The sequence below is a fragment of the Micromonospora sp. DH14 genome, from assembly GCF_029809455.1.
Classification (GTDB): Bacteria; Actinomycetota; Actinomycetes; order Mycobacteriales; family Micromonosporaceae; genus Micromonospora; species Micromonospora parva.
The window spans coordinates 1-24,256 of record NZ_JARVKT010000052.1 but is presented as its reverse complement, the minus strand read 5'-3'; the positions used below and the strand labels follow the sequence as shown (position 1 = coordinate 24,256).

The following is a 24,256-nucleotide window of genomic DNA, read 5'->3' as shown; positions in this document are numbered from 1 at the left end:
AGGTTGGCGGGCGGGCAGGGCCCGAAACCACCCGTCAACCTCATGATCAACGGCGCTCGGCGCGGGGGCGGGGGCGGGGCGTTACAGGATGGGGGGTGGGCTGTAGGTCGCGGCGTCGGGGTGGGTTTCCACCACCTTGGTGATCCGCTTGGTCACCGCCGCCACCTGGGCCTGGGCGGCACCGACGAAGGCGTTGCGGTCGGCGACCAGGGTGTCGATGTCGGCGCGGGACAGGCCGAGCCGGCCGTCCGCCGCCAGGCGGTCGAAGAGGTCGTTCTCCGGTGCGCCCTTCTCGCGCATCGCCAGCGCCACCGCCACCGCGTGCTCCTTGATCACCTCGTGGGCGACCTCCCGGCCGACGCCCCGACGGACCGCCGCGACCAGGATCTTCGTGGTGGCGAGGAACGGCAGGAAACGCTCCAGCTCCCGGTTGATCACCGCCGGGTACGCGCCGAACTCGTCGAGCACGGTGAGGAACGTCTGGAACAGCCCGTCGGCGGCGAAGAACGCGTCCGGCAGCGCCACCCGGCGGACCACCGAGCAGGACACGTCCCCCTCGTTCCACTGGTCACCGGCCAACTCGCCGACCATCGACAGGTAACCCCGGATGATCACGGCGAAACCGTTCACCCGCTCCGACGAGCGGGTGTTCATCTTGTGCGGCATCGCGCTGGAACCGACCTGGCCCGGCTTGAAGCCCTCGGTCGCCAACTCCTGGCCGACCATCAACCGGATCGTGGTGGCCAACGACGACGGCGCGGCGGCGGTCTGTGCCAGCGCGGCCAGCACGTCGAAGTCGAGTGAACGCGGGTAGACCTGCCCGACGCTGTCCAGCACCCGGGAGAACCCCAGGTGCTCGGCGACCCGCCGCTCCAACTCGGCCACCTTGTCGGCGTCGCCGTCGAAGAGGTCGAGTTGGTCGGCTGCCGTGCCGACCGGTCCCTTGATCCCCCGCAGCGGGTAGCGGGCGATCAGCTCCTCCAGCCGCTCGTACGCGATCAGCAGCTCCTCCGCCGCCGACGCGAAGCGCTTGCCCAGCGTGGTGGCCTGGGCGGCGACGTTGTGCGAACGGCCGGTCATGACCAGCTCGGAGTGCTCGTACGCCAGGAAGGCGAGCCGGGCCAGGGTGGCCACCACCCGGTCACGGATCAGCTCCAGCGAGGCGCGCACCTGTAGCTGCTCGACGTTCTCGGTGAGGTCCCGGGAGGTCATCCCCTTGTGCACGTGCTCGTGCCCGGCGAGCGCGCTGAACTCCTCGATCCGGGCCTTCACGTCGTGCCGGGTGACCCGCTCCCGCTGCGCGATCGAGGCGAGGTCGACCTGGTCGAGCACCCGCTCGTACGCCTCGACCACGCCGTCCGGCACCGGCACGCCCAGGTCGCGCTGGGCGCGGAGCACGGCGAGCCAGAGCCGCCGCTCCATCCGGACCTTCTCCTCCGGGGACCAGAGGGCTGCCAGTTCGGGCGAGGCGTACCGGTTGGCCAGCACGTTGGGGATCGTCGTCACGTACCTCATTGTCCCGCACCCGCTGGTGGACGCCGGGACCGGGCCGGGGGTGCCCAGGTCGTCACTGGCGGTTCAGCTCGTAGACGGTGACCGGGCCGGCGACCAGCCGGACCTGCGCCAACCCGGCCAGCTCCGCCGACACCGCGCCCGCCCGGCTGTCGGCGAAGAGCCACCGGACCCCGTGCTCGGTGCGGAGCCGGTCCAGGTCCGCCCGAGTCGGCCTGCTGAACACCCCGTCGTTGAGCGCGAGCAACGCCTGATCGGGGAAGCTCTGTCGGGCGTACCCGAGGTTCTCGACGCCGTGCGCGGCCACCACCTCGTCGGTGTAGCCCCAGCTCTCCACCACCGTGCGGTGCCCGCCCAGGCCGGTCACCCAGAACGCGCGGGCGTCGCAGTGCGGGGTGGTCCGCACCGGCCGACAGTGCACGTTGGTGGCGACCACGTCGTCGTCGGCGGCGTTGTCGTCCAGCCACAGCGCCGCGCGCATCTCGTCGGCGGTCAGCGCGTACGGCTGCGGCCCGGTCGCCGGCACCGGCTCGGTCAGCACCGAACGGACGGTCCCGCCCACGACGACGGCGGCGCTGGCACCGAGCATCGCCGCGGTCACCCCGGTCAGGGCGATCGCCGCCGCCCGCCGACGCCCCGCCGGGGCCGCCCGCCCCGGCACGCGGCGCCGCCACAGGGCGGCCACCCCGACGGCGAGCGCGGCGGCCACCGCCACGAACAGCACGTACCGGGCCGCCGAGAGACCCAGCACCCGCAGCCACCCCTCGACGGTCGAGGTGGTGGGGGTGCCGGGACGGCTGATCCTCGGCACGGCGAAGCCCACCACCGTGCCGGCCGTGGCGAGCCCGGCCAGCGCGCCGGCCACGGCGGGCACCACCAGCACCGGCCAGGGCACGCGGGCCTGGGCGAGGGACCAGGTGGTCAGCACGACACCGACCGGGATGACCCCCATCCAGAAGTAGATCTGACTGATCGACGGGTGCTGGAACACCCAGGTGGCTCCCGCCCCGGCCAGTACCGTGCCGGCGAGCAGCCAGACGGCCGGATCGGCCCGGTGCCCACCGTCGACGAGCAGGCCCATGCCCACCCACCGGGGCGCCTGACCCAGCACCCACCAGGCGACCACGGCGAACGCCAGCAGCCAGCCGAGAAGACCACCGTCGTTGATGCCCGGCGGCAGCGGCGCGCTCGGCCAGATTCCGTCGCCCGTGCCGAGGGTCTCCGCGTACGGGGCGATGAAGTGCAGCAACGCCAACGCCTGCACACGTAACGTGCCCGCCCCGCCACCGGCGAACAGCCGGAAACCGAGCGCCATCGCCGCCACCAGGCAGGCCAGCGCCACCAGTGCCGGTCGGGGGACCTGTCTTCTGCGCCACCAGAACACGACGGCGGTGAGACCCAGGCCGGCGATCAGCGGCGGCAACGCGCTGGACTTCGCCCCGGCGCAGACCAGCCCGAGCACCGGAACCAGCGCCCAGGCCGCGCCGAGGGACCGCCCCCGGGCCACGTCGACGACCAGCCCGGCGAGCAGCAGCAGCGGCACCAGCGCGTACGTCTGCGAGGGGCTGGCGTACGACAGCGGCATCTCGCCGGACGCGCCGACCGGCGAGCCGAGCGTGACAGTGGTCCCGATGAAGGCGGCGAGGGCGGCCACCGGGCCGGCCCAGACGGCCCCGCTCAGGTCGCGGGCGAGCGCGGCCGCGAGCAGCACCGCCGTACCGATCACCGGCACCAGCCAGAGTCGCAGCAGCACCACCGCTGGCGAGATTCCGGTGATCATGCTGCCGCTGGCGATGTGCGCGTCGGACAGGTAGTGGTAACGCAGCGCCTCCCCGGCGACGTGCGGCAACTCGAACGGCATCGCCCGGGTCAGCTCCTGCACCAGACCCAGGTGGTAGAGCACGTCCTGGTAGTAGCCGCCGTACACCGGTGGCAACGGAACCATCCGCCACTGGGTGTACCCCCAGGTCAGCACCAGCAGCAGCGCCGCGCCCATCCCCCAGTGCCAGGCCAGCGGCAGTGGCCGGCGCTCGCCGACCCGCCAGTGCCGGCGCAGCCCGGGGACGGCGGCGAACGCGACGAGGACGGGCAGCGGCCACCACCGCAACAGGGACTGCTGACCGGTCGCCGCGGCCAACGCCCAGGCGATGATCTCCAACAGCAGACCGGTGGCCGCGCCGTAGCCGAGGTCCTCCGGGAGGTTGCCCCGGCTGCCGCGCAGCGCGCGGTGCACCAGGGTTCCGGGGAGCACCAACGCGAGGACCCAGTACGCGCCGAACCGGGCGAGGTCCAAGCCGGGCACGCCGCCGCGGGACCAGACCACGAGCAGCGCGGCGATCACCAGCGCCCACGGGAGCGTGCTGAGCAGCGGTACGAGAACGGTCCGACGCGACGTCGGGGTCGGGGTGTCGACCCGCTCGGCCACCAGGGTGTCAGCCACGGACGCCGACCACCGAATCGAAGTTCGGCGTACGGTCGTCGCCCCGTGCGGCGGGCTTCGCGCCCGCGGCCTCGTCCCGCTCGTCCCGGGAGTCGAACCCGATGTGGAACGCGGGCCGGTTCTGCACCGTGGCGTAGATCCGGCCGACGTAGTCACCCAACAGGCCGAGGCAGATCAACTGCACCCCACTGAGCAGCAGCACCGCGACGAACATCGACGTCCAGCCGGGGATGGTGGCGCCGGAGACGTGCACGACCATGCCGAACACGATCAGCGCGAGGCAGAGCAGGAAGCTGGACATCCCCAGCCAGGTGGCCAGGCGCAGCGGCGCGGCGGAGAAGTTCGCGGTGCTCTCCCAGGCCAGGGCCATCATCCGGCGCAGCGGATACTTCGTCTCACCGGCGGCGCGGGCCTCCCGGTCGTAGCGCACCTCGGCGCTGGGGAAGCCGAGCGACGGCACCAGCAGCCGGTAGACCGGGGCGCGTTCGGGCAACCGGCGCAGCACCTCGATCACGTCCCGGCTGAGCAACCGGAAGTCGCCGGCCTGCGCGGGCAGGTCGACGCCGACGAGCCGGCGCATCGCCCAGTAGTAGCCGCGGGCGGTGTTGCGCTTGAACATCGTGTCGGTGCTGCGGTCGGCGCGAACGCCGTAGACGACGTCCACCCCGTCCTCACGGGCCACCCGGAGCATCTCGGCGATGGTCTCCGGCGGATCCTGGAGATCGGCGTCGAGGCTGACCACCCACTGTCCGACGGCCCGGTGCAGGCCGGCGGTCAACGCCGCCTGGTGGCCACTGTTGCGCCGCAGCCGGAGCACCCGCAGTTGCGGCCACTCCCGGCCGTGGTCGAAGAGCGCCGACACGGTGTCGTCCCGGCTGCCGTCGTCGACGGCGACCACCTCGTAGTCGACGGCGAGCGCGTCGAGCACCGGTCGCAGCCGGGCGACCAGCGCTGGAATGACCGCAGCCTCGTTGAACATCGGGATGACCACCGAGAGGGTGGTCGTCCGGCTGAGGGCTGACTCCACGGTGACACGCCCCGTTCCGCACGCAGGAGTGAGCAGTTCCCGCGCCGAGAGCGCGGCAACGATCACCATCGCGTGGTAAACCCTCCGCCAGCGGACCAACTCCTGAACGGTCCGTTAACGCCCGCCGGCAGGCGTCCCGATAAGGGACGGACCGCCGTGCGTTCAGCGCTCCAGGATGGCTGTCACGCCCTGACCGCCGGCGGCGCAGATGGAGATCAGCCCGCGTCCGCTGCCCTTCTCGGCCAGCAGTTTGGCCAGGGTGGCGACGATCCGCCCGCCGGTGGCGGCAAACGGGTGCCCGGCGGCCAGCGACGAGCCGTTGACGTTGAGCCGGCCGGTGTCGACAGCGCCCAGCGGCGCGTCCAGGCCGAGCCGGTCCTTGCAGAACTCCGGGGACTCCCAGGCGGCGAGGGTGGCCAGCACCTGCGACGCGAACGCCTCGTGGATCTCGTAGTAGTCGAAGTCCTGCAACGTCAGGCCGGCGCGGGCCAGCATTCGGGGGACCGCGTACGCGGGTGCCATCAGCAGCCCCTCGTCGCCGTGGACGAAGTCCACCGCCGCCGTCTCCGACCAGCTGAACCAGGCCAACACCGGCAGGTTGTGCGCCGCCGCCCACTCCTCGCTGGCCAGCAGCACGGTGGATGCGCCGTCGGTGAGGGGCGACGAGTTGCCGGCGGTCATGGTGGCGTGCTCGGCGTCCGGGCCACGGGTGCCGAAGACCGGCTTCAGTGAACCGAGCTTCTCCAGGCTGCTGTCCGGGCGCAGGTTCGCGTCGCGGGTGAGCCCCAGGTACGGCGTCATCAGGTCGTCGAAGAAGCCCCGCTCGTACGCGGCGGCGAGCCGCTGGTGCGAGCGCAGCGCCAGCTCGTCCTGGGATCGCCTGTCGATCTGCCACCGCATGGCGGTTCGGGCGGCATGGTCACCCATGGACAGGCCGGTACGCGGCTCGGCGTTGCGCGGGATGTCCGGCTTGAACGGCTGGAGCGGGCGCAGCTTCGCCGCGATCTTGAGCCGTTCGCCCAGGGTGCGGGCGCTGTTGAGCTTGAGCAGCGTGCGGCGCATCTCCTCGTTGACGGCGAGCGGGGCGTCGGAGGTGGTGTCCACGCCACCGGCGATGCCCACGTCGAGCTGGCCGAGGGCGATCTTGTTGGCGACCAGGATCGTCGCCTCCAGGCCGGTGCCGCACGCCTGCTGGATGTCGTACGCCGGGGTGTGCGGGTCGAGCCGGGAGCCGAGGACGACCTCGCGGGTGAGGTTGAAGTCGCGGGAGTGCTTGAGCACCGCCCCGGTCACCACCTCACCGACCCGCTGCCCGGCCAGGCCGTAGCGGGCGATCAGGCCGTCGAGCGCCGCGCCGAGCAGGTCCGCGTTCGACGCCTCCGCATAGCGGGAGTTGGAACGGGCGAAGGGGATGCGGTTGCCCCCGATGACCGCGACCCGCCGGATGCTCTGCACGATCCGCCTCCTCAAGATGTGTTGCTCAAACCCTACTCGCCAGTAGGCTACGCCCATGACCGACAGGTACGCGAGCTTCGTCCAATCGGCCGCCGGCCGCGCGCTGGTCAAGCGCCTCGGGCTGCCCGACCCGCCCCGACTGCGCCGGCACCACCCCGGCGACCCGCTGCTGCCCGGGCCGGCGCTGCTCGGCGCGGCCACCGGCGGCCGGCTCGCCGAGCCGCTCGCCAAGATGCTGACCGCCGCCGGGGTCGAGCTGGCCGACCCGGCCGCCACCGGGCAGCGGTACGGGGCACTGCTCTTCGACGCCACCGGGATCACCGACTCGACCGAGCTGCGCCAGCTCTACGACTTCTTCCACCCGCAGGCCCGGGCCGTGCTGCCCAGCGGTCGGGTGATCGTGCTGGGCACCCCGCCGCAGGAGTGCGCGACACCCCGCGAGGCGACGGCCCAGCGCGCCCTCGAAGGGCTGGTCCGCAGCGTCGGCAAGGAATTCGGCCGGGGCAGCACCGCGCAACTCGTCTACGTGAGCCGCGCCGACGGCCCGACCCCCGCAGCGGGCACGGCCACCAGCCTCGAATCGACCATCCGTTTCCTGCTGTCCGGGCGGTCCGCGTACGTGTCGGGGCAGGTCGTCCGGGTCGGCGGCGGCACGGCGAGCGCCCCGGCCGACTGGGACCGCCCACTGGACGGTCAGGTGGTGCTGGTCACCGGCGCCGCGCGGGGCATCGGCGCGGCGCTGGCCAAGGTGCTGGCCCGCGACGGCGCGACGGTGGTGGCTCTGGACATCCCGGCGGCCGGCGACGCGCTCGCCGCGGTGGCGAACGACATCGGCGGCACCGCCGTCCAACTCGACCTGACCGCGCCGGACGCGCCGACCCGGCTCGCCGAGCACCTGGCCAGCCGGCACGGCCGGGTCGACGTGGTGGTGCACAACGCCGGCATCACCCGCGACAAGACGCTCGGCCGGATGGACGCCGACCGGTGGGACCAGGTCATCGACGTCAACCTCTCCAGCCAGGAGCGGATCAACGACGTGCTGCTGGAGCGGGAGCTGATCCCGGCCGGCGGACGGATCATCTCGGTCTCCTCGATCGCCGGGATCGCCGGCAACCGGGGGCAGACCAACTACGCCACCAGCAAGGCGGGCGTGATCGGGTTGGTCGACTCACTGGCCCCGACCCTGCGGGAACGGGGGATCAGCGTCAACGCGGTGGCCCCGGGCTTCATCGAGACCCGGCTGACCGCGCGCATCCCGCTGGTGGTCCGCGAGGCGGGCCGGCGGATGAACAGCCTGGCCCAGGGCGGGTTGCCGGTGGACGTGGCCGAGACGATCGGTTGGCTGGCCTGGCCGGCCAGCGGCGCGGTCAGCGGAAACGTGGTCCGGGTGTGCGGGCAGAGCCTGCTGGGGGCGTGATGGGCGGGCAGCCGGGACCGGGCGGTCGCACCAGTGTCGAGCTGGCTCGGATGCCGGCGGCCGGGGCGCTGCACCGACGGGCGTTGCTCGGCGCGCTGCCGGGCCTCGGGGGCGGGCGGCGCGGGCCCGACCTGCCGGCGGTCGAGTTGACGGTGGGCGGGGTGACAGTGGACCGGGGGCGGTTGGCCGACTACGACCGGGTCTGCGGGTTCCGGCTGAGCGATCGGCTGCCCGCGACGTTTCCGCACGTCATGGGCTTCCCACTGGCCCTGCGCTTGATGACCGCGCCGGACTTCCCCGTCCCGCTGCTCGGCCTGGTTCACGTCGGCAATCGGATCACCGTGCACCGCCCGATCACCGCCGACGAGACCCTCGACTTCACCACGTACGCGGAGAACCTGCGGCCACACGACCGGGGGCGGCAGGTCGACGTGGTGCTGGTCGGCTCGGTCGACGGGGAGGAGGTGTGGCGCGGCGTCTCGACCTACCTCGGTCGGGAGCGCACGCCCGGCGGACGCGACCGGGGCGAACGGCCCGCCCCGCCGACGGCCACTGCCCGCTGGCGGGTGGAACCGCGCGTCGGTACGGAGTACGCGCGGGTCTCCGGCGACCACAACCCGATCCACACGTCCCGACTCGGGGCGCGGCTGTTCGGTTTCCGCCGGCCGATCGCGCACGGCATGTGGAGCAAGGCGCGCTGCCTGGCCGCGCTGGAGGCCCGACTGCCCGACGCGTACACCGTCGAGGTCGCCTTCAAGCTGCCCGTGCCGCTGCCGAGCACGGTGAGCTTCGCGCTGCTGCCGGACGGCGGCTTCGCACTGCACGACTCGCGTGGCCGACCACACCTGACGGGTCACCTGCGCTGAGCGCACCGAACCGTCCCGTGCGCTGAGCGCACCGAACCGTCCCGTGCGCTGAGCGCACCGAACCGTCCCGTGCGCTGAGCGCACCGAAAGCTCCCGTGCGCTGATTGCGCCCTCTTGGCAACGGTGCCCCCATGCGTTAAGTTGTTCTCACAGCGAGATGTTCTCAGAATGAGAGTGACACGATGAACGAGCAGGAGTTCCTGGCCGCGTACGACCCCCGGGCCTACCCGTCGGTCGCCGTGACCGTCGACGTGGTGGCGCTGACCATCCGCGACGACGCGCTGCACCTGCTGCTGATCCGGCGCGGCGAGGCACCCTTCGCCGGGCACTGGGCGCTGCCCGGCGGCTTCGTCCGCCCCGACGAGGACCTGACCGCCGGTGCCCGACGGGAGCTGGCCGAGGAGACCGGGCTCGGCGGCGAGGAGCTGCGCCGCGTACACCTGGAGCAGTTGGGCAGCTATGGCGCTCCCGACCGGGACCCGCGGATGCGGGTCGTCTCGATCGCCCACCTCGCGTTCGCCCCCGACCTGCCCGACCCCGCCGCCGGCAGCGACGCCGACGAGGCGATCTGGCTGCCGGTGACCGCGTTGACCAGCCGACAGCTCGCCTTCGACCACGGCCGGATCATCGACGACGCGCTGGAACGGGCCCGCTCCAAGCTGGAGTACACCCCGCTCGCCACCCGCTTCCTCGCCGCCGAGTTCACCATCAGCGAGCTGCGGGCCGTCTACGAGACCGTCTGGGGACACCCGCTGCACGCCGGCAACTTCCACCGCAAGGTGCTCTCCGTGCCGGGCTTCGTGGAGAGCACCGGCGCCAGCACCGAGCGCGGTGGGGCCCGAGGCGGCCCCCGCGCCCGGCTCTACCGGGCCGGCGACGCCCGGCTGCTGCACCCGGCGCTGCTGCGCCCCGCCCGCGAGGAGACGGTGCGGTGAGGACCACCGAGGCCATCCGCCTGGTCGCTTCCGCCCGCACCGACACCGACCTGTTCGGCACCGATCAGTCGGCCCGCCGCTACCGCGAGCTGGTCGCGGCCCTGCACCCCGACCGCCTGCCGACCGACCCGGCGGTACGCGCCGAAGCCACCGAAGCCTTCATCCACGTCACCACCCGGTGGCAGGCCCGGCGGGTAACCGTCCTCGGCGACTACCGACTCGGCGCGCCGGCCCACTCCGGCGACCTGGCCGACCTCTACGACGTCGGCGACGACCGGCTGCTCAAGCTGCCCCGACGGCCCACCGACAACGACCTGATGGCCCGCGAGGCGCACGCCCTGCACACCATCGCCGAGCGCGGCGACCCGCGCTGCCTGCCGTACGTGCCGAGGCTCGTCGACGAATTCCGGCACCGCGACAGCGTGAGCGGCGCCGAACGGCGGATCAACGTGCTCGCCACCGCACCCGGCCTGCACACCCTCGACGAGGTGCGGCGCGCGTACCCGGACGGGCTGGACGCCCGGGACGTGGCCTGGATGTGGCGGCGGCTGCTGGTGGTGCTCGGCCTGGCCCACCGGGCCGGCATCGTGCACGGCGCGGTACTGCCGCGACACGTCCTGATCGAGCCGGACGCCCACGGCGTGGTGCTGGTCGACTGGTGCTTCTCGACGCCGGTCGGCAGCACGGTCCCGGCGCTGGTGCCCGGCCACGAGGACTGGTACCCACCCGAGGTCGCCCGGAAGCGGCAGTGCGGGCCGGGCACCGACATCTGGATGGCCACCCGCTGCATGACCTCGTTGCTCAACCGCCACGCGCCGCGCGAGCTCCTCACCTTCGCCCAGGGCTGCCGGCAGCGGTTCCTCTCCGACCGGCCCGACGACGCGTGGGGCCTGCTGCGCGAACTCGACCAGGTGCTGGACCGGCTCTACGGGCCCCGCACCTTCCGCCCCTTCACCCTCACCCCCTAAGGAGCTGTCATGGGCAGTGGAATCTGGTCCACCGACGTGTACGACGCCGCCGACCGCTACCGCCGGTCCACCGGCAGGAGCGCCTTCTCCTACAGCGACAGCGGGGCGCGCACCGTGCACCCCGCGCTCGACCCCCGCGACGCGATGCGTGAGAGCCGCGACTCCGCCGAACACCCCAGGTCGACGCCCGTCGCCGTGCTCTTCGACGTGACCGGCTCGATGCGCACGGTCCCGCGGGTCCTGCAGACCAAGCTGCCGCAGCTGCTCGGGCTGCTGCAACGGCAGGGGTACGCCAGCGACCCGCAGATCATGTTCGGCGCCATCGGCGACGCCACCTGCGACCGGGTGCCGTTGCAGGTGGGCCAGTTCGAGTCGGACAACCGGATGGACGACGACCTCGGCCGGATCGTCCTCGAAGGCGGTGGCGGCGGGCAGATGAGCGAGTCGTACGAGCTGGCCATGTACTTCATGGCCCGGCACACCGTCACCGACAACTGGGAGAAGCGCGGTCGACGCGGCTACCTGTTCATCATCGGCGACGAGCTGGCGTACCCGCAGGTGAAGGCCCGGGAGGTGGCCGCCCTGACCGGCGACAACCTCGCCGAGGACGTGCCGCTGCGGCAGGTCGTCGACGAGGTGACCCGCCGCTGGGACACCTACTACCTGCTCCCCGCCGGCAGCCACTACGCCGGCAACGCCACGGTGCTCGACTTCTGGCGGGACCTGCTCGGGCAGAACGCCGTCGTCCTCGACGACCTCGACGCGGTCTGCGAGACCATCGCGCTCACCATCGGCCTCGGCGAACAGGCGATCGACCTGGACGAGGGCCTCCGCCACCTGGACCGGGCCGGCTCCACGGCCACCGGGACCGTCTCGAAGGCGCTGGCCCGCCTGGGCCGGGGACGGCGGGCCGAGGTGTCGACGCTGCCGGCGTTCCGCGACACCGCCAGCGGGGTGACCCGGCTGTGACGCACCTGGCGGTGGTCGACCTCGGCTACGGCGATGCCGGCAAGGGCACGGTGGTGGACTGGCTCTGCGCCACCCGTGAAGTGCACACGGTGGTCCGCTTCAACGGGGGCGCGCAGGCGGCGCACAACGTCGTGCTGCGCGACGGGCGGCACCACACGTTCGCGCAGTTCGGGGCGGGCACGTTCCATCCGGGTGTGCGTACGCACCTGTCCCGGCACGTGGTGGTGGACCCGCTGGCGCTGGCCGCCGAGGCCGACCACCTCGCCACGGTCGGGGTGCCCGACGCGCTCGACCGGCTGACCGTCGACGGGGACGCGCTGCTCGCCACCCCGTACCACCGGGCCGCCAACCGGGCCCGCGAGATCGCCCGGGGAGCCGACCGGCACGGCTCCTGCGGGCTGGGGGTGGGCGAGGCCGTCGCGTACGGTCTCGCCCACCCGGACGACGCGCCACGGGTCGCCGACTGCCACAGCCCCACACTGCTGCGCCGTCGACTGACCGTCCTGCGGGACCGGCTGACCGCCGAACTGGGCCCGCTGGACGCGCCACCGATCGAGGACTGCCTGCCCGCGTTCACCGGGTTCGCCGGGCGGGTCGCCATCGTCGACAGCAGCTGGCTGGCCGGGGCGTTGCGCACCGGGACCTGTGTCTTCGAGGGTGCACAGGGGGTGCTGCTCGACGAGTGGCATGGCTTTCACCCGTACACCACCTGGAGCACCACCACGTTCGCCAACGTCGACAGCCTGCTCGCCGAGGCGGGCCGGCCGGGCGACGTGACCCGGATCGGGGTGCTGCGCGTCGTCACCACCCGGCACGGGGCCGGCCCGTTGGTGACCGAGGACCCGACGCTGCCGTTCACCGACCGGCACAACGGCACCAACCCGTGGCAGGGCCGGTTCCGGTTCGGCCACTTCGACGCGGTCGCCCACCGGTACGCCCTCGCCGCGGCGGGCGGCGTCGACGGGCTGGCGCTGACCCACCTCGACCTCGCCGGCCCCGGGCTACGGATCTGCCGCCGCTACGACAGCACCGACCGGCTCACCCCCGGCACACCCGGCGACCTGGACCGGCAGGCCGCGCTCACCGCCCGCCTGCTGCACTCCCGCCCGGTGTACGACGACCCGCCAGCGGACTGGGTCGAGGCGGTACGCGCGGAGCTGGGCGTGCCCGTGGTGCTGACCTCGCACGGTCCCACCGCCGACGACAAGAGGGCGCACGGTCCGCTGCTCGCCCCACCGGCGCTGATCGGCACCGGCTGAGGTGTCTTCCGGCGACTCGGCCACCGGGCGGCTCGTACCCCGCGAGCATGGGGGGCATGGACACCCTGCTCGACCTCCTCCGTGGGACGGTCACATCGCCGTGGGTGTACCTGGTGATCTTCGGGCTCACCGCCATCGACGCGTTCTTCCCCGCCGTGCCGGGCGAGGCGGCGGTGATCACCGCCGGGGTGCTGTCGGCCAGCGCCGGCCACCCCAGCCTGACCCTGGTGATCGTCAGCGCCGCGATCGGCGCGCTGGTCGGCGACCACATCTCCTACGCCATCGGTAGGGGCGGCGGGGCGCACCGGCTCGCCCGGCTGCCCGACGGCAGCCGGCGGCGGGCCGGCTCCGACTGGGCCCGCCGGGCCGTGGACCGGCGCGGCGGCGTCATCCTGACGACCAGTCGGTACGTGCCGGGTGGCCGAACCGCTGTCACCCTCACCATGGGCGCGGTGCGCTATCCCCGCCGCGCATTCCTGCTGTACGACAGCATCGCGGCGGTCACCTGGGCGTTGTACTGCGGGCTGCTCGGCTACTTCGGCGGGCTGGCCTTCGAACGTGATCCCGTGAAGGGCGTACTGGTCGGTGTGGGAGTGTCGCTGATCATCACGTTCGGTCTGGAGGGGATCCGCTGGCTGCGCCGACGGGCCCACCGTCGCGCCGCCGCCCGCCGCTGACAATCACGCGGTCCGCCGCCGCTGCAGTCACGCGGTCCGCCGCCGCTGCGGTCACGCGGTCCGCCGCCGCTGCGGTCACGCGGTCGTCCGCTGCCGACGCCCGGGACGCGTCACAGCAGGTCGGCGTCGTGCACCAGGATGGCCAGCTGCACCCGGTTGCCCGCCTGGAGTTTTGCCAGCGCCCGGCTGACGTGCGCCTTCACGGTGGCCTCGCTCATCGTCAGCTGTCTGGCGATCTCCGCGTTGCCGAGCCCGCGCGCCACCTCCCGGACGATCTCCAGCTCGCGCGCGGTGAGCGGCGCGAGCCGCTGCCGGGCGGCTTCCCGACGGGCCGGACCACGCTCGGCGAACGAGCTGATCAGGCGCCGGGTCACCGTCGGGGCGAGCATCGCGTTCCCGGCGGCCACCGTCCGGACGGCGGCGGCCAGCTCGCGGGGTGGGGTGTCCTTGAGCAGGAATCCCACCGCCCCGGCCCGCAGTGCCCGATGCACGTACTCGTCGAGGTCGAAGGTGGTCAACATGATCACCTTCGGTCCGGCGGAGACCACCTCGGGCGCGACGGTCAGCCCGTCGACGCCCGGCATCCGCACGTCGAGCAGCACCACGTCGGGGCGTAACCGGTGCGCCTGCTCCACCGCGCCGGCACCGTCGGCCGCCTCACCGACGACGGTGATGTCCTCGGCCGCCTCCAGGATCAGCCGCAGGCCGGCACGGACCAGGTGCTCGTCGTCGACCACCACCACCCGGATCACGCCGCATCCGCCAGCGGGATCAGGGCCCGGACCAGGAAGCCGCCGTCCGCGGGCCGGGCCTCCAGTCGGCCGCCGAGCAACTCCACCCGCTCGCGCAGCCCGAGCAACCCCTGGCCGGCACCGGGCAGCGCCGTCCCACCCTCGGACGGACCGTTACGGACCAGCACCTCCAGCCCGTCGGGCAGGTAGTGCAGGCCCACGACGGTCTCGGCGTCGGCGGCGTGCTTGCGCACGTTCGTCAACGCCTCCCGGACCACCCGGTACGCGGTACGCCCCAGGGTCGCCGGTAGTGCCGTCGGCACACCCTCGTCCTGCCGGGAGACCCGCAGCCCGGCGGCCCGGGACTCCCCGATCAACTCGTCCAGCGCGTCCAGTCCGCGCTCCGGCAGCACGGCCGGGCCGGCCTGTCGCAGCACGCCCAGCACCTCACGCAGGTCGGTGAGCGCCTGCCGCCCGGTGGTCCGGATCAGCGCGGCGGCCTCGACTGTCGCCGGGTCCGCGGCGGTCACCTCCAACGCGCCGGCATGCACCACCATCAACGAGACGCGATGCGCCACCACGTCGTGCATCTCCCGGGCGATCCTGGTCCGCTCCTCGGCGCGGGCCTGGTCGGCGCGGGCCTCCTGCTCGCGTTCCAGCCGCTCGGCCCGGTCCCGCAGTGCGGCGAGGGTGTCCCGGCGCGCCCGCACCCAGAGGCCGAAGACCAACGGAAGCCCGACCAGACCGGCGGCGAGGATCAGCACGTTGCCGCTGGTGGCGGTGGTGATCCGGCGGGTGCCGCCCACCTCCAGCCCGACCAGCACCCCACCGGCGAGCACCACCGCCGCACCGGCGAGGTAGCCGACGAGCCGTCGGCCGCGCAGCCGCAGGCCGGCCTGGTACGAGGCGACCACCCCGGCCGCCGCGGCGGCGAGCACCAGCCAGCCGACCGCCGCGACCAGGAACAACGGCCAGCGCCGAGTGCGGATCATGCCGGCCGCCCACGCCGAGCCCACTGCGATCAGCAGCACGAGCGCGCCTGGCAGCGGCGAGCGGACGCCGAGGTCGCCGGTCGCGCTGGCCCAGACGGCTGCCGCGACGGTGACGGCGAGCAGCACCGAGGCGTGCCGCTGGACGGCCCGCCGGACGGCGACGGCGCTGGAGGCCACGCTGCGAGCTTAGGGCTCGGCGGCCGGATCGAGGCGTCCCGCGCGACCAGACCGGGGTGGTGTGAGGGATGACCCCTACCCGCCGTCGGGGCCGGACACTACCTAAGTAGTGGGGCCCGGCTGACCACTGGCCGATGGCGGCAGCCGCCGCTCCCACCAGCATCAGGATCATGGATCTACTCGACCTGCTGCACGAGACGATGTCCTCGCCCTGGGTGTACCTGGCGATCTTCGCGATCGCGGTGCTCGACGGCTTCTTCCCGGTGGTGCCGAGCGAGACGGCGGTGATCACCGCTGGGGTCTTCGCGGCCTCCGGCGCGCCGTACCTGCCGGCGGTGATCCTGGTGGCCGCCGCCGGGGCGCTGGTCGGCGACCACGTCTCGTACGCGATCGGGCGGGGCGGTGGCGCGCGGCTGCTCGACCGGCTGCCGCCCGGCGGTCGACGCCGGGCCGCCGTCGACCGGGCCCGGCGGGGAATCGCGACGCGTGGCGGGCTGATCCTCACCGTGGCCCGCTACGTGCCGGGCGGCCGGACCGCTGTCACCCTCACCATGGGCGCGGTGCACTATCCCCGCCGACGTTTCCTGGCCTTCGACGCGCTCGCCGCCGGGTCGTGGGGGCTCTACTCGGCGCTGGTCGGCTATCTGGGCGGGTTGGCCTTCGAGCAGGACCCGCTGCGTGGACTCCTGCTCGGTCTGGGGCTGGCGCTGACGGTGACGGTGGTCGTCGAGGTGGTGCGTTGGCTCCGCAACCGCCGTCGCCCGGTGCCGGGCGAGCCGGGCGGTGTTTCCGCCGGGGCCGTCAGTCGACCGGCGGACGCCAGGTGACGCCGTGCAGGAGTTGGGCGGCACCGAGCCAGGCCACGTTCATCATCCGGGTGGCGGTCTTCTCCGGGTCGGCGTCCGGGTGGTCCGCGAGCCAGTCGGCCAGCGACTCGGTCGCGCCGACCAGGGCGTACGCGACGACCTCCAGGTCGATGGCGGCGATCTCGCGGCCCTCGGCGCGCAGCGCGTGGTCGAGCATCCCGGCGACCACCTCGACCAGCCGGGCCCGCATGGCGGCCAGCTCGCCCGCGAACGGCTGCTCGCCCCGGGCCTGCCGGTAGAGCACCGCCCAGCCGTCCCGGTGTGCGCCCACGAAGCCGAAGAACGCCCTCAGCCCGCGCCAGAGCCGCTCGTCGGCTGGCAGGTCGGGGGCCGCCGCCCCGGCGATGGCCTGCATCATCCGGGTGCCCTCCCGGTGCAGGCAGGCGACGAAGAGCTCCTCCTTGGTGCCCAGGTACGCGTAGACCATGGGCTTGGAGATGCCGGCGTCCTCCGCGATCTCGTCCATGCTGGCGGCGTGGAAGCCGCGCCGGGAGAAGACCTTGACGGCCGCGTCGAGCATCTGCTGCTCGCGGACGGCGCGTGGCAGGCGCTTGAAGGCGGGAACGGTGGACACCTTGCGAGCATACCTACTCGTGCGTAGGGTTACGCGCGAGTAGCCAAATCCTCCGGAAGGCGCACCTGATGACTGACTTCGACCCGGCCACCTTCGCCAACGTCGGCCCCAAGGAGTTCGCCCAGCTGGTCAAGTCCACCCCGGACGACAAGATCGCCCAGGTGATGTCCGGCGACATGCGGGACAAGATCCTCGGCGAGGTGTTCGGTCGGATGCCGTCGCTGTTCCGCGCCGACCGGGCCGGTGCCACCAACGCGGTCATCCACTGGATCATCACCGGTCGCCCCGACGGTGGCAGCGACACCTACGAGGTGGTCATCGCCGACGGCACCTGCGTCGTCAACGAGACCCCGCAGCACGACCCGAAGCTGAGCCTCACCATGGGCCCGGTCGAGTTCCTGAAGATCGTCTCCGGTGGCGCCAACCCGGTGATGATGTTCATGACCGGCAAGCTGAAGGCGAAGGGCGACCTCGGCCTCGCCGCCAACATCGCCAACCTGTTCGACATCCCCAAGGCCTGACATGGCCGAGTTCTCGCTCGACCTGAACGAGGAACAGCGGGATCTACGCGACTGGGTGCACGGCTTCGCCGCCGAGGTCGTGCGCCCAGCCGCCGCCGAGTGGGACGAACGCGAGGACACCCCGTGGCCGGTGATCCAGGAAGCCGCCAAGGTCGGCCTCTACGGCTTCGAGTTCCTCGCCACCTGCTGGGCCGACCCGACCGGGCTCTCCCTGCCGATCGCCAGCGAGGAACTCTTCTGGGGTGACGCCGGCATCGGGCTGAGCATCTTCGGCACCTCCCTCGCCGTCGCCGCCATCTACGGCGCCGGCACCCCCGACCAGATGGTCGAGTGGGTGCCGCAGTGCTTCGGCGACGTCGACTCGCCGGCCGTCGCCGCGTTCTGCACCAGCGAGCCGGAAGCCGGTTCCGACGTCGGCGCGATGCGCACCCGGGCCGTCTACGACGAGGCCACCGACGAGTGGGTGCTGACCGGCCAGAAGGCCTACGCCACGAACGGCGGCATCGCCGGCGTGCACGTCGTCACCGCCTCCGTGGACCCGACGCTCGGCTCGCGCGGCCAGGCGGCGTTCGTCGTACCGCCCGGCACCCCCGGCCTGGCCGCCACCCGCAAGCTGCGCAAACTCGGCCTCCGCGCGTCCCACACCGCCGACGTCTTCCTCGACGGGGTACGCGTACCCGGCCGCTGCCTGCTCGGCGGCAAGGACGCCCTCGACGAACGGTTGGCGCGCGCCCGCTCCGGGCAACGGGCCAGCGGACAGGCCGCGATGCGCACCTTCGAGCTGTCCCGACCCACCGTCGGCGCCCAGGCGCTCGGCGTGGCCCGCGCCGCCTACGAGTACGCGCTGGACTACGCGAAGGACCGGGTCCAGTTCGGACGCCCGATCATCGAGAACCAGGCGGTCGCGTTCGCGCTGGCCGACATGCGGATGGAGATCGACGCGGCGCGGCTGCTGGTCTGGCGGGCCTCCTGGATGGGCCACAACAACCGCCCGTTCACCGCCGGCGAGGGCTCGATGTCCAAGCTCAAGGCCGGCGAGGTGGCGGTCTCGGTCACCGAGAAGGCGGTGCAACTGCTCGGCGGGGCCGGCTTCCTGCGTGACCACCCGGTCGAACGCTGGTACCGGGACGCCAAGATCTACACCATCTTCGAGGGCACCTCGGAGATCCAACGACTGGTGATCTCCCGGGCCATCTCCGGGATGCAGATCCGCTGACCGCCGTCGGCCCGACCGCCTTCGCACCGGTCGGGCCGACGCGGCCCGGATTCCACGATCTGTGCCGTCTTCGTCACCCCACGCCGACGCCAACTGGGCCCTCAGCCGCGCCCAGTGCATGATCAAAGAAAGAAGCCCTGATGGACGGGGTAGGCCGCTGCCCCGTCCGCGCACCACCCCAAGGAGGTCTGCGGCATGGACCTGCCGTTCATCGTCGCCACGCTGACCCGTCGCGGGCTGCTCACCCCCGGCAGCCCGATCCGGGTCGCCTCGCAGCTCAACGCGTTGCGGACGTGGGGGTGGAGCCTGGCAGGCGAACTACGCCAAGCAGCCGCCCGGGACCCCGGCCGTCCAGCCGTCATCGACGAGGACGGCGTCGAACTGACCTACCACGAACTGCTCGACCGGGCCGAACGGATGGCCCGCTCGATGCGGGCCGGGCTCGGCGTACAGGCCGGCGACCGGATCGGCGTGCTCTGCCGCAACCACCACGGGCTGATCGAGACCATCGTCGCCGCCACCCTGCTCGGCGTCGACTCCGTGCTGGTCAACACCGGGCTCAGCGCCGCCCAACTCGGCACCGTCGCCGAGGAACAGCGGCTGCGGCTGCTCGTGCACGACGACGAGTTCGCCGAGCGCGTCCTCGGCCTCCCCGCCGAACTGACCCGGCTCGACGAACGCGCCCGCGAGGAACTGGTGGCCGGGGCACTGCCGGGCGACCTGCACCCGCCGGAACGCGACGGCCGGATCATCGTCCTCACCTCCGGCACCACCGGCACGCCCAAGGGCGCCCGACGGCCCACGCCCGGCGGCTTCGGCCCGCTGGTGTCCATCATCGACCGCATCCCCCTGCACGCCCGGGACCGGGTGATGATCGCCGCGCCGATCTTCCACACCTGGGGATTCGCCGCCCTCCAGGTCTGCCTGGCGCTGCGGGCCACCATCGTGCTGCACCGTCGCTTCGACCCGACCGCCACGCTCGCCGCCCTGACCGCGCACCGGTGCAACGCGCTCTTCGCCGTACCGGTGATGCTGCAGCGACTGCTGGAGGTGCCCCCGCCGGACCCGCGCCCGCCACTCACCGTGGTCGCGGTCAGCGGCTCCGCCCTGCCCGGCGGGCTGGCCTCCACTTTCATGGACGTCTACGGAGACGTCCTCTACAACCTCTACGGGTCCACCGAGGTCTCCTGGGCCTCCATCGCCGACCCCCGGGGCCTGCGCCAGGCGCCCACCACCGCCGGTCGTCCGCCGCACGGCACCAGACTGCAGATGCTCGACGACGACGGCCAACCCGTGCCGGACGGACAGGTCGGGCGGATCTTCGTCGGCAACGAGATGCTTTTCGAGGGCTACACCTCCGGTGCCAACCGGGAAACCCGCGACGGCCTGCTCGACACCGGCGACCTCGGCCGGCTCACCGCCGACGGTCTGCTCTTCGTCGACGGCCGGGCCGATGACATGATCGTCTCCGGCGGCGAGAACGTCTTCCCGTCCGAGGTGGAGGACCTGCTCGCGCAACTGCCACAGGTCCGCGAGGCCGCAGTGATCGGCGTGCCCGACCCCGAGTACGGCCAGCGCCTCTCCGCGTTCCTCGCCCTGCACCCCGGGGAGACGCTCGACCCCGAGGCGGTACGCGAATACGTCCGGCACTTCCTGGCCCGGTTCAGCGTCCCCCGGGACGTGATCTTCGTGAAGTACCTGCCCCGCAACGCCACCGGGAAGGTGCTCACCCGGGAACTCCGCCGCTATTACGGCTGAGCGTCGGTCAGGGGTAGAGGGTCAAACCCGGCGCCCGCGCCAGGTCGACGAGCTCCTGCGAGGTCAGCAGCGCCTCACTGGCAGCCCGATCGACAGGGCCGTGCTCCCCGTAGAGGAGGTTGCCGACGGTGACCGTCACCGACGTGCCGTCCACCCGCATGAGCTGCACCCAGCGCAAAATGCCCCCGGCCGGATCCGTACTGGTGCTCAACATCGCCACCCCGTCGTCGCCCAGCCCTCGTACCTCGCAGTTCCGAAAGTCAGGCGCGTCCGCACAGTCCGCCTTCGCTTCGGCCCGGGTGGGGTACAAGGCGACCCTCAGCTGACTGTGCCGCCCGTCGCGGCCGAGTGTCGCGATCATCTCGTACTGCCGGTGTGGGTATTGGTAGGCGAACTGCGGCCGATCGCACTCGGGCACCGTCCCGGTCACCGTCAGGTTCGTGGGTACCGTGGCGGCCAGCGCCGCCCTCAGCGCCGCAGTCAGCCGAGGCACGCCCGCTTCCCAGAGCTCCGTCGGGCGTACGCGCACCGTGTCGTACGTCTCCGACGACGGCTCAGGCCCGCTGGCCAGGGGCTCCGGGCCGCTGGCCGATGGATCCGCTGCGCTGGGCATCGGGATCGGTGCCGCGCAGAGCGACGCGTCGCCCGACCCGGAACTCATCGGTGGCAGGGCCATCCCGCCCCGGCCCGGCACGGCGACCAGGGTCGGCACCGCTACGGCCGCGACAGCTGCGGCCACACCGATGCCGGCGAGCGTCCGTGCCCGGTGTCGACGGCGCCGCCGGTCGGCGGCGATCAGCCCGTCGAGATCGATTCTGCTCGGCGGCGACCCGGTCACGGCGTCCTGGAGATGTTTCGTCAGCTCATCCATCGGTCCGTACCTCCTCGATTCGAGTCGGCACGCCGACGAGGCGACCACGCAGCACCTCGATAGCGCGAGCCGACTGGCTCTTCACGGTGCCGGCGGTGCAGCCGAGTTCCTGCGCGGTCTCCTCGACGGACAGGTCGCAGAAGTAGCGCAACACGAGGACCGCGCGGCGGCGCGGCGGCAGCTCGGCCAGCAGTGCGAGAAGGGTCAGCCGGTCCGCCGCGCCGTCGGTGCCAGTGGCCGCGACCGCGCTGTCCGGCACCTCGGCCCAGGCGGCCTCCCGCCGCCATGGCCGACGCCGCTCGTCCAGCCAGACCCGCAGCAGGGTCCGCCGGACGTACGCGTCCGGGTTGGCCATGACGGACACTCGCGGCCAGTGCCGGAGCAACTTGACCAGCGCCGTCGACACCAGGTCGTCAGCCGTGTGCCAGTCACCGCAGAGCAGGTACGCCGTGCGGCGCAGCGGCTCCAGCCGCGCACCGACGTAGTCGCGGTAACCCTCGACATCGACCGGCATTCCGGCCACCCCCTCGTCTCACCGCTCAAACGGCGGCGGGGCGGCCGGGGGTTGCCCGGATTCAGCCGGGAATCGTGATCCGGCCGTCGATGGCAGCGGCGGCGATGTCGGTGCGGTGCTGCGAGCCGGCCAACTCCACCCCGTCCACCAGCGCGTACGCGGCGTCCCGCGCGGCGGCCAGGTCGGCGCCGGTGGCCGTACCGCAGAGAACCCGACCGCCGGCGGAGAGCAACGCGCCGTCGCTGGCCCGGCGGGTGGTGCCCGCGTGGATGATGCCCGGACCGTCCGCGCCGGTGATCACGTCACCCATGCGCGGCGCGGCCGGATAACCCGGCGAGGCCAGCACCACCGTCACGGCGCTGCCGTCCCGCCACCGCAGCGGCGGGTGCTCGGCCAACGTGCCGATGGCCGCCGCGTGCAGCAGCCCACCCAACGGCGTCTCCAGCAGCGCCAGCACCACCTGGGTCTCCGGGTCACCGAAACGCGCGTTGAACTCGATCACCCGAGGACCGGCAGCGGTGATCGCCAACCCGACGTAGAGCAGACCGGCGAACGGCGTACCCCGGCGGCGCATCTCCGCCAACGTCGGGTGCACGACGTCGCGCATGACCTCGTCGACCAGGCCGGGCGGGGCCCAGGGCAGCGGTGCGTACGCGCCCATGCCACCGGTGTTCGGCCCGGTGTCGCCGTCGCCGAGCCGCTTGAAGTCCTGTGCCGGCACCAGCGGCAGCGCCGCCTCGCCGTCGGTGACCACGAAGAGGCTGACCTCCGGGCCGTCGAGGAACTCCTCGACCACGACCCGGCCACACTCGTTGGCGTGCGCCAGCGCGGCGGCCCGGTCGTCGGTCACCACCACGCCCTTGCCGGCGGCGAGCCCGTCGTCCTTCACCACGTACGGCGCGCCGAACTCGTCCAGTGCCCGAGCGGTGCTCGCCTCGTCCGTGCAGACGAACGCCCGGGCGGTCGGCACGCCGGCGGCGGTCATCACGTCCTTGGCGAACGCCTTGGAGCCCTCCAGCTGGGCAGCCGCGCCGGACGGACCGAACACGGCGATGCCCTTGGCGCGTACCGCATCGGCGACCCCGGCCACCAGCGGCGCCTCGGGCCCGATCACCACCAGGTCAGCCGCCGTCTCCACGGCCAGCGCCGCCACCGCGGCCGGGTCTGTCGCAGTGACCGTCCGCAGCTCGGCCACGCTCGCGATCCCCGGATTACCCGGCGCGGCGATCAACGCCGAAACGCCCGCGTCCGCCGCCAACCCGAGCGCAAGCGCATGCTCCCGCCCACCGCCACCCACCAAAAGAACCCGCACGCCCGAGATCCTACTGTCCCCCCTTACCCCACCGTTGATCATGAAGTTATTGCCCTGCATCGCGGCGTGTCGGGGCAATAACTTCATGATCAACGGCGTTGCGCGGCGGCGATCGCCTGGCGGACCGTCCATGGGATGTAGGTGGGGTCGAGGGTGTCCTGCCAGGTGAATCGGAGGACGGTCCAGCCGGCGTTGACCAGGCGGTTCTGGCGACGACGGTCAGCGTAGGCCGCTTCCGGGGCGCCGTGTGGGCCACGACCGTCGGCCTCGGCGATGATCCGGGGACCACGCCAACCGAGATCGCCGATTCCCAACAGGTAGCCGTCCTCATCACGGACCTCAAGTTGCAGCTCGTCCGGCGGCACCTTGCCGTCCACGCAGCGCAGCCGGGTGCGCGTCTCAAGCGGAGACTGTGAACGCCCATCGACCTCGCTGAGATAGCCGCGCGCCGCGACCGCACCCCGCCGTCCGCGAATGAGGCGCGGAACCGAGAGAAGATCATCGGTCGTCACGAGCCGACGATTCAACGCCGAATCCAGCACGCTCACCGCCGCAAAACGATCAACCCGCAGGCTCACATCAGCAAGGGTCCGCAGCGGTTCGGTGGCGGTAATTCCGTTCACCCGGACAAGTTGCTCCGGCTTGATGACCAACTGATGGACCACCACCTCCGGGTGGGCGAGCCGGGCTGGTCTTGCGATCGGGCCCGGCACCGACAGGTCAATCACGTCAGTGGACCGCAGACCGGCCAATCCGTGCAGTTCAGCAGCGGTTGCGAGCACAGCGGCTGCGGCTGGCCCGAAAGAGGCCACCGCCGCCCTGATCCGCGCCGTTCGAGGAACGCCGTCGTACAGGTCTGCGTCCACCAGGTAGGTGCCACGCGCCACGACCCGCCAGCGCCCAGCCCGACAGAGCCGCTGCACCTCATGCGTGGTCAGGCCGGCCGCGCGCGCCTGCCCGAGCGTCACCACTCCGTCCCGCACGGCCGCTACCCGCCGCACCACGTCCAAGGCGTCCACCCAGCCACCCTGGCCCAACCTGAAACCTGAAACACCCCCCTGTGGACAACCCCCTCCACCCTGTGGATAACCAGGCAACCACTGCGGGGTTGATCATGAAGTTATTGTCACGACACGCCGATGAGGCTGGCAATAACTTCATGATCAACGCGGAGAGGAGGGGGTGGGGCGGGCGGTGGG

Annotated in this window: 22 protein-coding genes; 11 read left to right on the top strand and 11 right to left on the bottom strand. The window is 72.6% G+C overall.

Annotated features, from left to right (window positions below; all coding sequences use genetic code 11):
• Positions 1-81: 81 nt before the first annotated feature.
• The 4 genes from purB to QCZ28_RS33210 form a co-directional block, all read right to left on the bottom strand.
• Positions 82-1,506 (bottom strand): adenylosuccinate lyase, encoded by a 1,425-nt coding sequence (purB, locus tag QCZ28_RS33225; protein WP_279520327.1) that lies wholly within the window; start codon positions 1,504-1,506, stop codon positions 82-84.
• A 61-nt stretch (positions 1,507-1,567) separates the two neighbouring features.
• Positions 1,568-3,952: a hypothetical protein gene (locus QCZ28_RS33220; RefSeq protein ID WP_279520326.1), complete on the bottom strand. Its 2,385-nt coding sequence runs from the start codon at positions 3,950-3,952 to the stop codon at positions 1,568-1,570.
• Positions 3,945-4,979 carry a glycosyltransferase family 2 protein gene (locus QCZ28_RS33215; protein ID WP_279520325.1) on the bottom strand — a complete coding sequence of 345 codons (1,035 nt, stop codon included), beginning with the start codon at positions 4,977-4,979 and terminating at the stop codon, positions 3,945-3,947. The genes QCZ28_RS33220 and QCZ28_RS33215 overlap by 8 nt, the downstream gene beginning before the upstream one ends.
• Positions 4,980-5,141: 162 nt before the next feature.
• The gene (locus tag QCZ28_RS33210; protein ID WP_279520324.1) at positions 5,142-6,434 is read right to left on the bottom strand and encodes an acetyl-CoA C-acetyltransferase; all 1,293 of its coding nucleotides are present in this window, start codon (positions 6,432-6,434) and stop codon (positions 5,142-5,144) included.
• A 55-nt stretch (positions 6,435-6,489) separates the two neighbouring features.
• Between QCZ28_RS33210 and QCZ28_RS33205 the strand changes: the two genes are divergently transcribed.
• From QCZ28_RS33205 to QCZ28_RS33175, 7 genes are all read left to right on the top strand, one after another.
• Entirely contained in the window at positions 6,490-7,851 is a 1,362-nt protein-coding gene (locus tag QCZ28_RS33205; RefSeq protein WP_279520323.1) for a 3-oxoacyl-ACP reductase, read from the top strand.
• On the top strand, positions 7,851-8,717 hold the full coding sequence (locus QCZ28_RS33200) for a MaoC/PaaZ C-terminal domain-containing protein (RefSeq protein WP_279520322.1): 867 nt from the start codon (positions 7,851-7,853) through the stop codon (positions 8,715-8,717). Before QCZ28_RS33205 ends, QCZ28_RS33200 begins: the two co-directional genes overlap by 1 nt.
• Positions 8,718-8,899: 182 nt before the next feature.
• Positions 8,900-9,652 carry an NUDIX domain-containing protein gene (locus QCZ28_RS33195; protein WP_279520321.1) on the top strand — a complete coding sequence of 251 codons (753 nt, stop codon included), beginning with the start codon at positions 8,900-8,902 and terminating at the stop codon, positions 9,650-9,652.
• Complete coding sequence (locus QCZ28_RS33190; RefSeq protein WP_279520320.1) at positions 9,649-10,620, top strand: serine/threonine protein kinase; 972 nt, start codon at positions 9,649-9,651, stop codon at positions 10,618-10,620. The genes QCZ28_RS33195 and QCZ28_RS33190 overlap by 4 nt, the downstream gene beginning before the upstream one ends.
• 9 nt (positions 10,621-10,629) lie before the next feature.
• Positions 10,630-11,589, top strand: a complete 960-nt coding sequence (locus tag QCZ28_RS33185) for a hypothetical protein (RefSeq protein WP_279520319.1) — start codon at positions 10,630-10,632, stop codon at positions 11,587-11,589.
• Entirely contained in the window at positions 11,586-12,848 is a 1,263-nt protein-coding gene (locus QCZ28_RS33180) for an adenylosuccinate synthetase (protein ID WP_279520318.1), read from the top strand. The genes QCZ28_RS33185 and QCZ28_RS33180 overlap by 4 nt, the downstream gene beginning before the upstream one ends.
• A gap of 56 nt (positions 12,849-12,904) precedes the next feature.
• Positions 12,905-13,525: a DedA family protein gene (locus tag QCZ28_RS33175; protein ID WP_279520317.1), complete on the top strand. Its 621-nt coding sequence runs from the start codon at positions 12,905-12,907 to the stop codon at positions 13,523-13,525.
• 110 nt (positions 13,526-13,635) lie between these two features.
• On the opposite strand, the gene QCZ28_RS33170 is transcribed toward QCZ28_RS33175, so the two are convergent.
• On the bottom strand, positions 13,636-14,277 hold the full coding sequence (locus QCZ28_RS33170; RefSeq protein WP_030332168.1) for a response regulator transcription factor: 642 nt from the start codon (positions 14,275-14,277) through the stop codon (positions 13,636-13,638).
• Entirely contained in the window at positions 14,274-15,425 is a 1,152-nt protein-coding gene (locus QCZ28_RS33165; protein ID WP_279520316.1) for a histidine kinase, read from the bottom strand. The genes QCZ28_RS33170 and QCZ28_RS33165 overlap by 4 nt, the downstream gene beginning before the upstream one ends.
• A gap of 167 nt (positions 15,426-15,592) precedes the next feature.
• On the opposite strand from QCZ28_RS33165, the gene QCZ28_RS33160 reads away from it, so the two are divergent.
• Positions 15,593-16,252, top strand: coding sequence for a DedA family protein (locus QCZ28_RS33160; RefSeq protein WP_279520329.1), 660 nt, complete (start codon positions 15,593-15,595; stop codon positions 16,250-16,252).
• Here QCZ28_RS33160 and QCZ28_RS33155 read toward each other — a convergent pair.
• On the bottom strand, positions 16,227-16,865 hold the full coding sequence (locus tag QCZ28_RS33155) for a TetR/AcrR family transcriptional regulator (RefSeq protein ID WP_347815147.1): 639 nt from the start codon (positions 16,863-16,865) through the stop codon (positions 16,227-16,229). The two genes, QCZ28_RS33160 and QCZ28_RS33155, sit on opposite strands and share 26 nt — an antisense overlap.
• Before the next feature lie 68 nt (positions 16,866-16,933).
• Here QCZ28_RS33155 and QCZ28_RS33150 point away from each other — a divergent pair, with 68 nt between their 5' ends.
• The 3 genes from QCZ28_RS33150 to QCZ28_RS33140 all read left to right on the top strand — a co-directional run bounded on the left by QCZ28_RS33150 (position 16,934) and on the right by QCZ28_RS33140 (position 20,360).
• On the top strand, positions 16,934-17,386 hold the full coding sequence (locus tag QCZ28_RS33150; protein WP_279520315.1) for an SCP2 sterol-binding domain-containing protein: 453 nt from the start codon (positions 16,934-16,936) through the stop codon (positions 17,384-17,386).
• Between the two features lies 1 nt (position 17,387).
• A complete protein-coding gene (locus QCZ28_RS33145) occupies positions 17,388-18,602 on the top strand; it encodes an acyl-CoA dehydrogenase family protein (protein ID WP_279520314.1) in 1,215 nt (404 codons plus the stop codon).
• Positions 18,603-18,797: 195 nt separating this feature from the next.
• Positions 18,798-20,360: an AMP-binding protein gene (locus QCZ28_RS33140; protein WP_279520313.1), complete on the top strand. Its 1,563-nt coding sequence runs from the start codon at positions 18,798-18,800 to the stop codon at positions 20,358-20,360.
• Between the two features lie 7 nt (positions 20,361-20,367).
• On the opposite strand, the gene QCZ28_RS33135 is transcribed toward QCZ28_RS33140, so the two are convergent.
• From QCZ28_RS33135 to QCZ28_RS33120, 4 genes are all read right to left on the bottom strand, one after another.
• Positions 20,368-21,231 (bottom strand): hypothetical protein, encoded by an 864-nt coding sequence (locus QCZ28_RS33135; RefSeq protein ID WP_279520312.1) that lies wholly within the window; start codon positions 21,229-21,231, stop codon positions 20,368-20,370.
• Entirely contained in the window at positions 21,224-21,745 is a 522-nt protein-coding gene (locus tag QCZ28_RS33130; RefSeq protein ID WP_279520311.1) for a SigE family RNA polymerase sigma factor, read from the bottom strand. The genes QCZ28_RS33135 and QCZ28_RS33130 overlap by 8 nt, the downstream gene beginning before the upstream one ends.
• Before the next feature lie 61 nt (positions 21,746-21,806).
• Complete coding sequence (gene purD, locus QCZ28_RS33125) at positions 21,807-23,057, bottom strand: phosphoribosylamine--glycine ligase (protein ID WP_279520310.1); 1,251 nt, start codon at positions 23,055-23,057, stop codon at positions 21,807-21,809.
• Between the two features lie 89 nt (positions 23,058-23,146).
• Entirely contained in the window at positions 23,147-24,076 is a 930-nt protein-coding gene (locus QCZ28_RS33120; protein WP_279520309.1) for a type IV toxin-antitoxin system AbiEi family antitoxin domain-containing protein, read from the bottom strand.
• Positions 24,077-24,256 lie beyond the last annotated feature (180 nt).

Bases quoted from the DNA above. Each gene is read 5' to 3' on its own strand.
- QCZ28_RS33175 (WP_279520317.1), top strand. From the start codon at position 12,905: ATGGACACCCTGCTCGACCTCCTCCGTGGGACGGTCACATCGCCGTGG.
- QCZ28_RS33130 (WP_279520311.1), bottom strand. From the start codon at position 21,745: ATGCCGGTCGATGTCGAGGGTTACCGCGACTACGTCGGTGCGCGGCTG.
- QCZ28_RS33185 (WP_279520319.1), top strand. From the start codon at position 10,630: ATGGGCAGTGGAATCTGGTCCACCGACGTGTACGACGCCGCCGACCGC.
- QCZ28_RS33150 (WP_279520315.1), top strand. From the start codon at position 16,934: ATGACTGACTTCGACCCGGCCACCTTCGCCAACGTCGGCCCCAAGGAG.
- QCZ28_RS33200 (WP_279520322.1), top strand. From the start codon at position 7,851: ATGGGCGGGCAGCCGGGACCGGGCGGTCGCACCAGTGTCGAGCTGGCT.
- QCZ28_RS33135 (WP_279520312.1), bottom strand. From the start codon at position 21,231: ATGGATGAGCTGACGAAACATCTCCAGGACGCCGTGACCGGGTCGCCG.
- QCZ28_RS33140 (WP_279520313.1), top strand. From the start codon at position 18,798: ATGGACCTGCCGTTCATCGTCGCCACGCTGACCCGTCGCGGGCTGCTC.
- QCZ28_RS33205 (WP_279520323.1), top strand. From the start codon at position 6,490: ATGACCGACAGGTACGCGAGCTTCGTCCAATCGGCCGCCGGCCGCGCG.
- QCZ28_RS33145 (WP_279520314.1), top strand. From the start codon at position 17,388: ATGGCCGAGTTCTCGCTCGACCTGAACGAGGAACAGCGGGATCTACGC.
- QCZ28_RS33195 (WP_279520321.1), top strand. From the start codon at position 8,900: ATGAACGAGCAGGAGTTCCTGGCCGCGTACGACCCCCGGGCCTACCCG.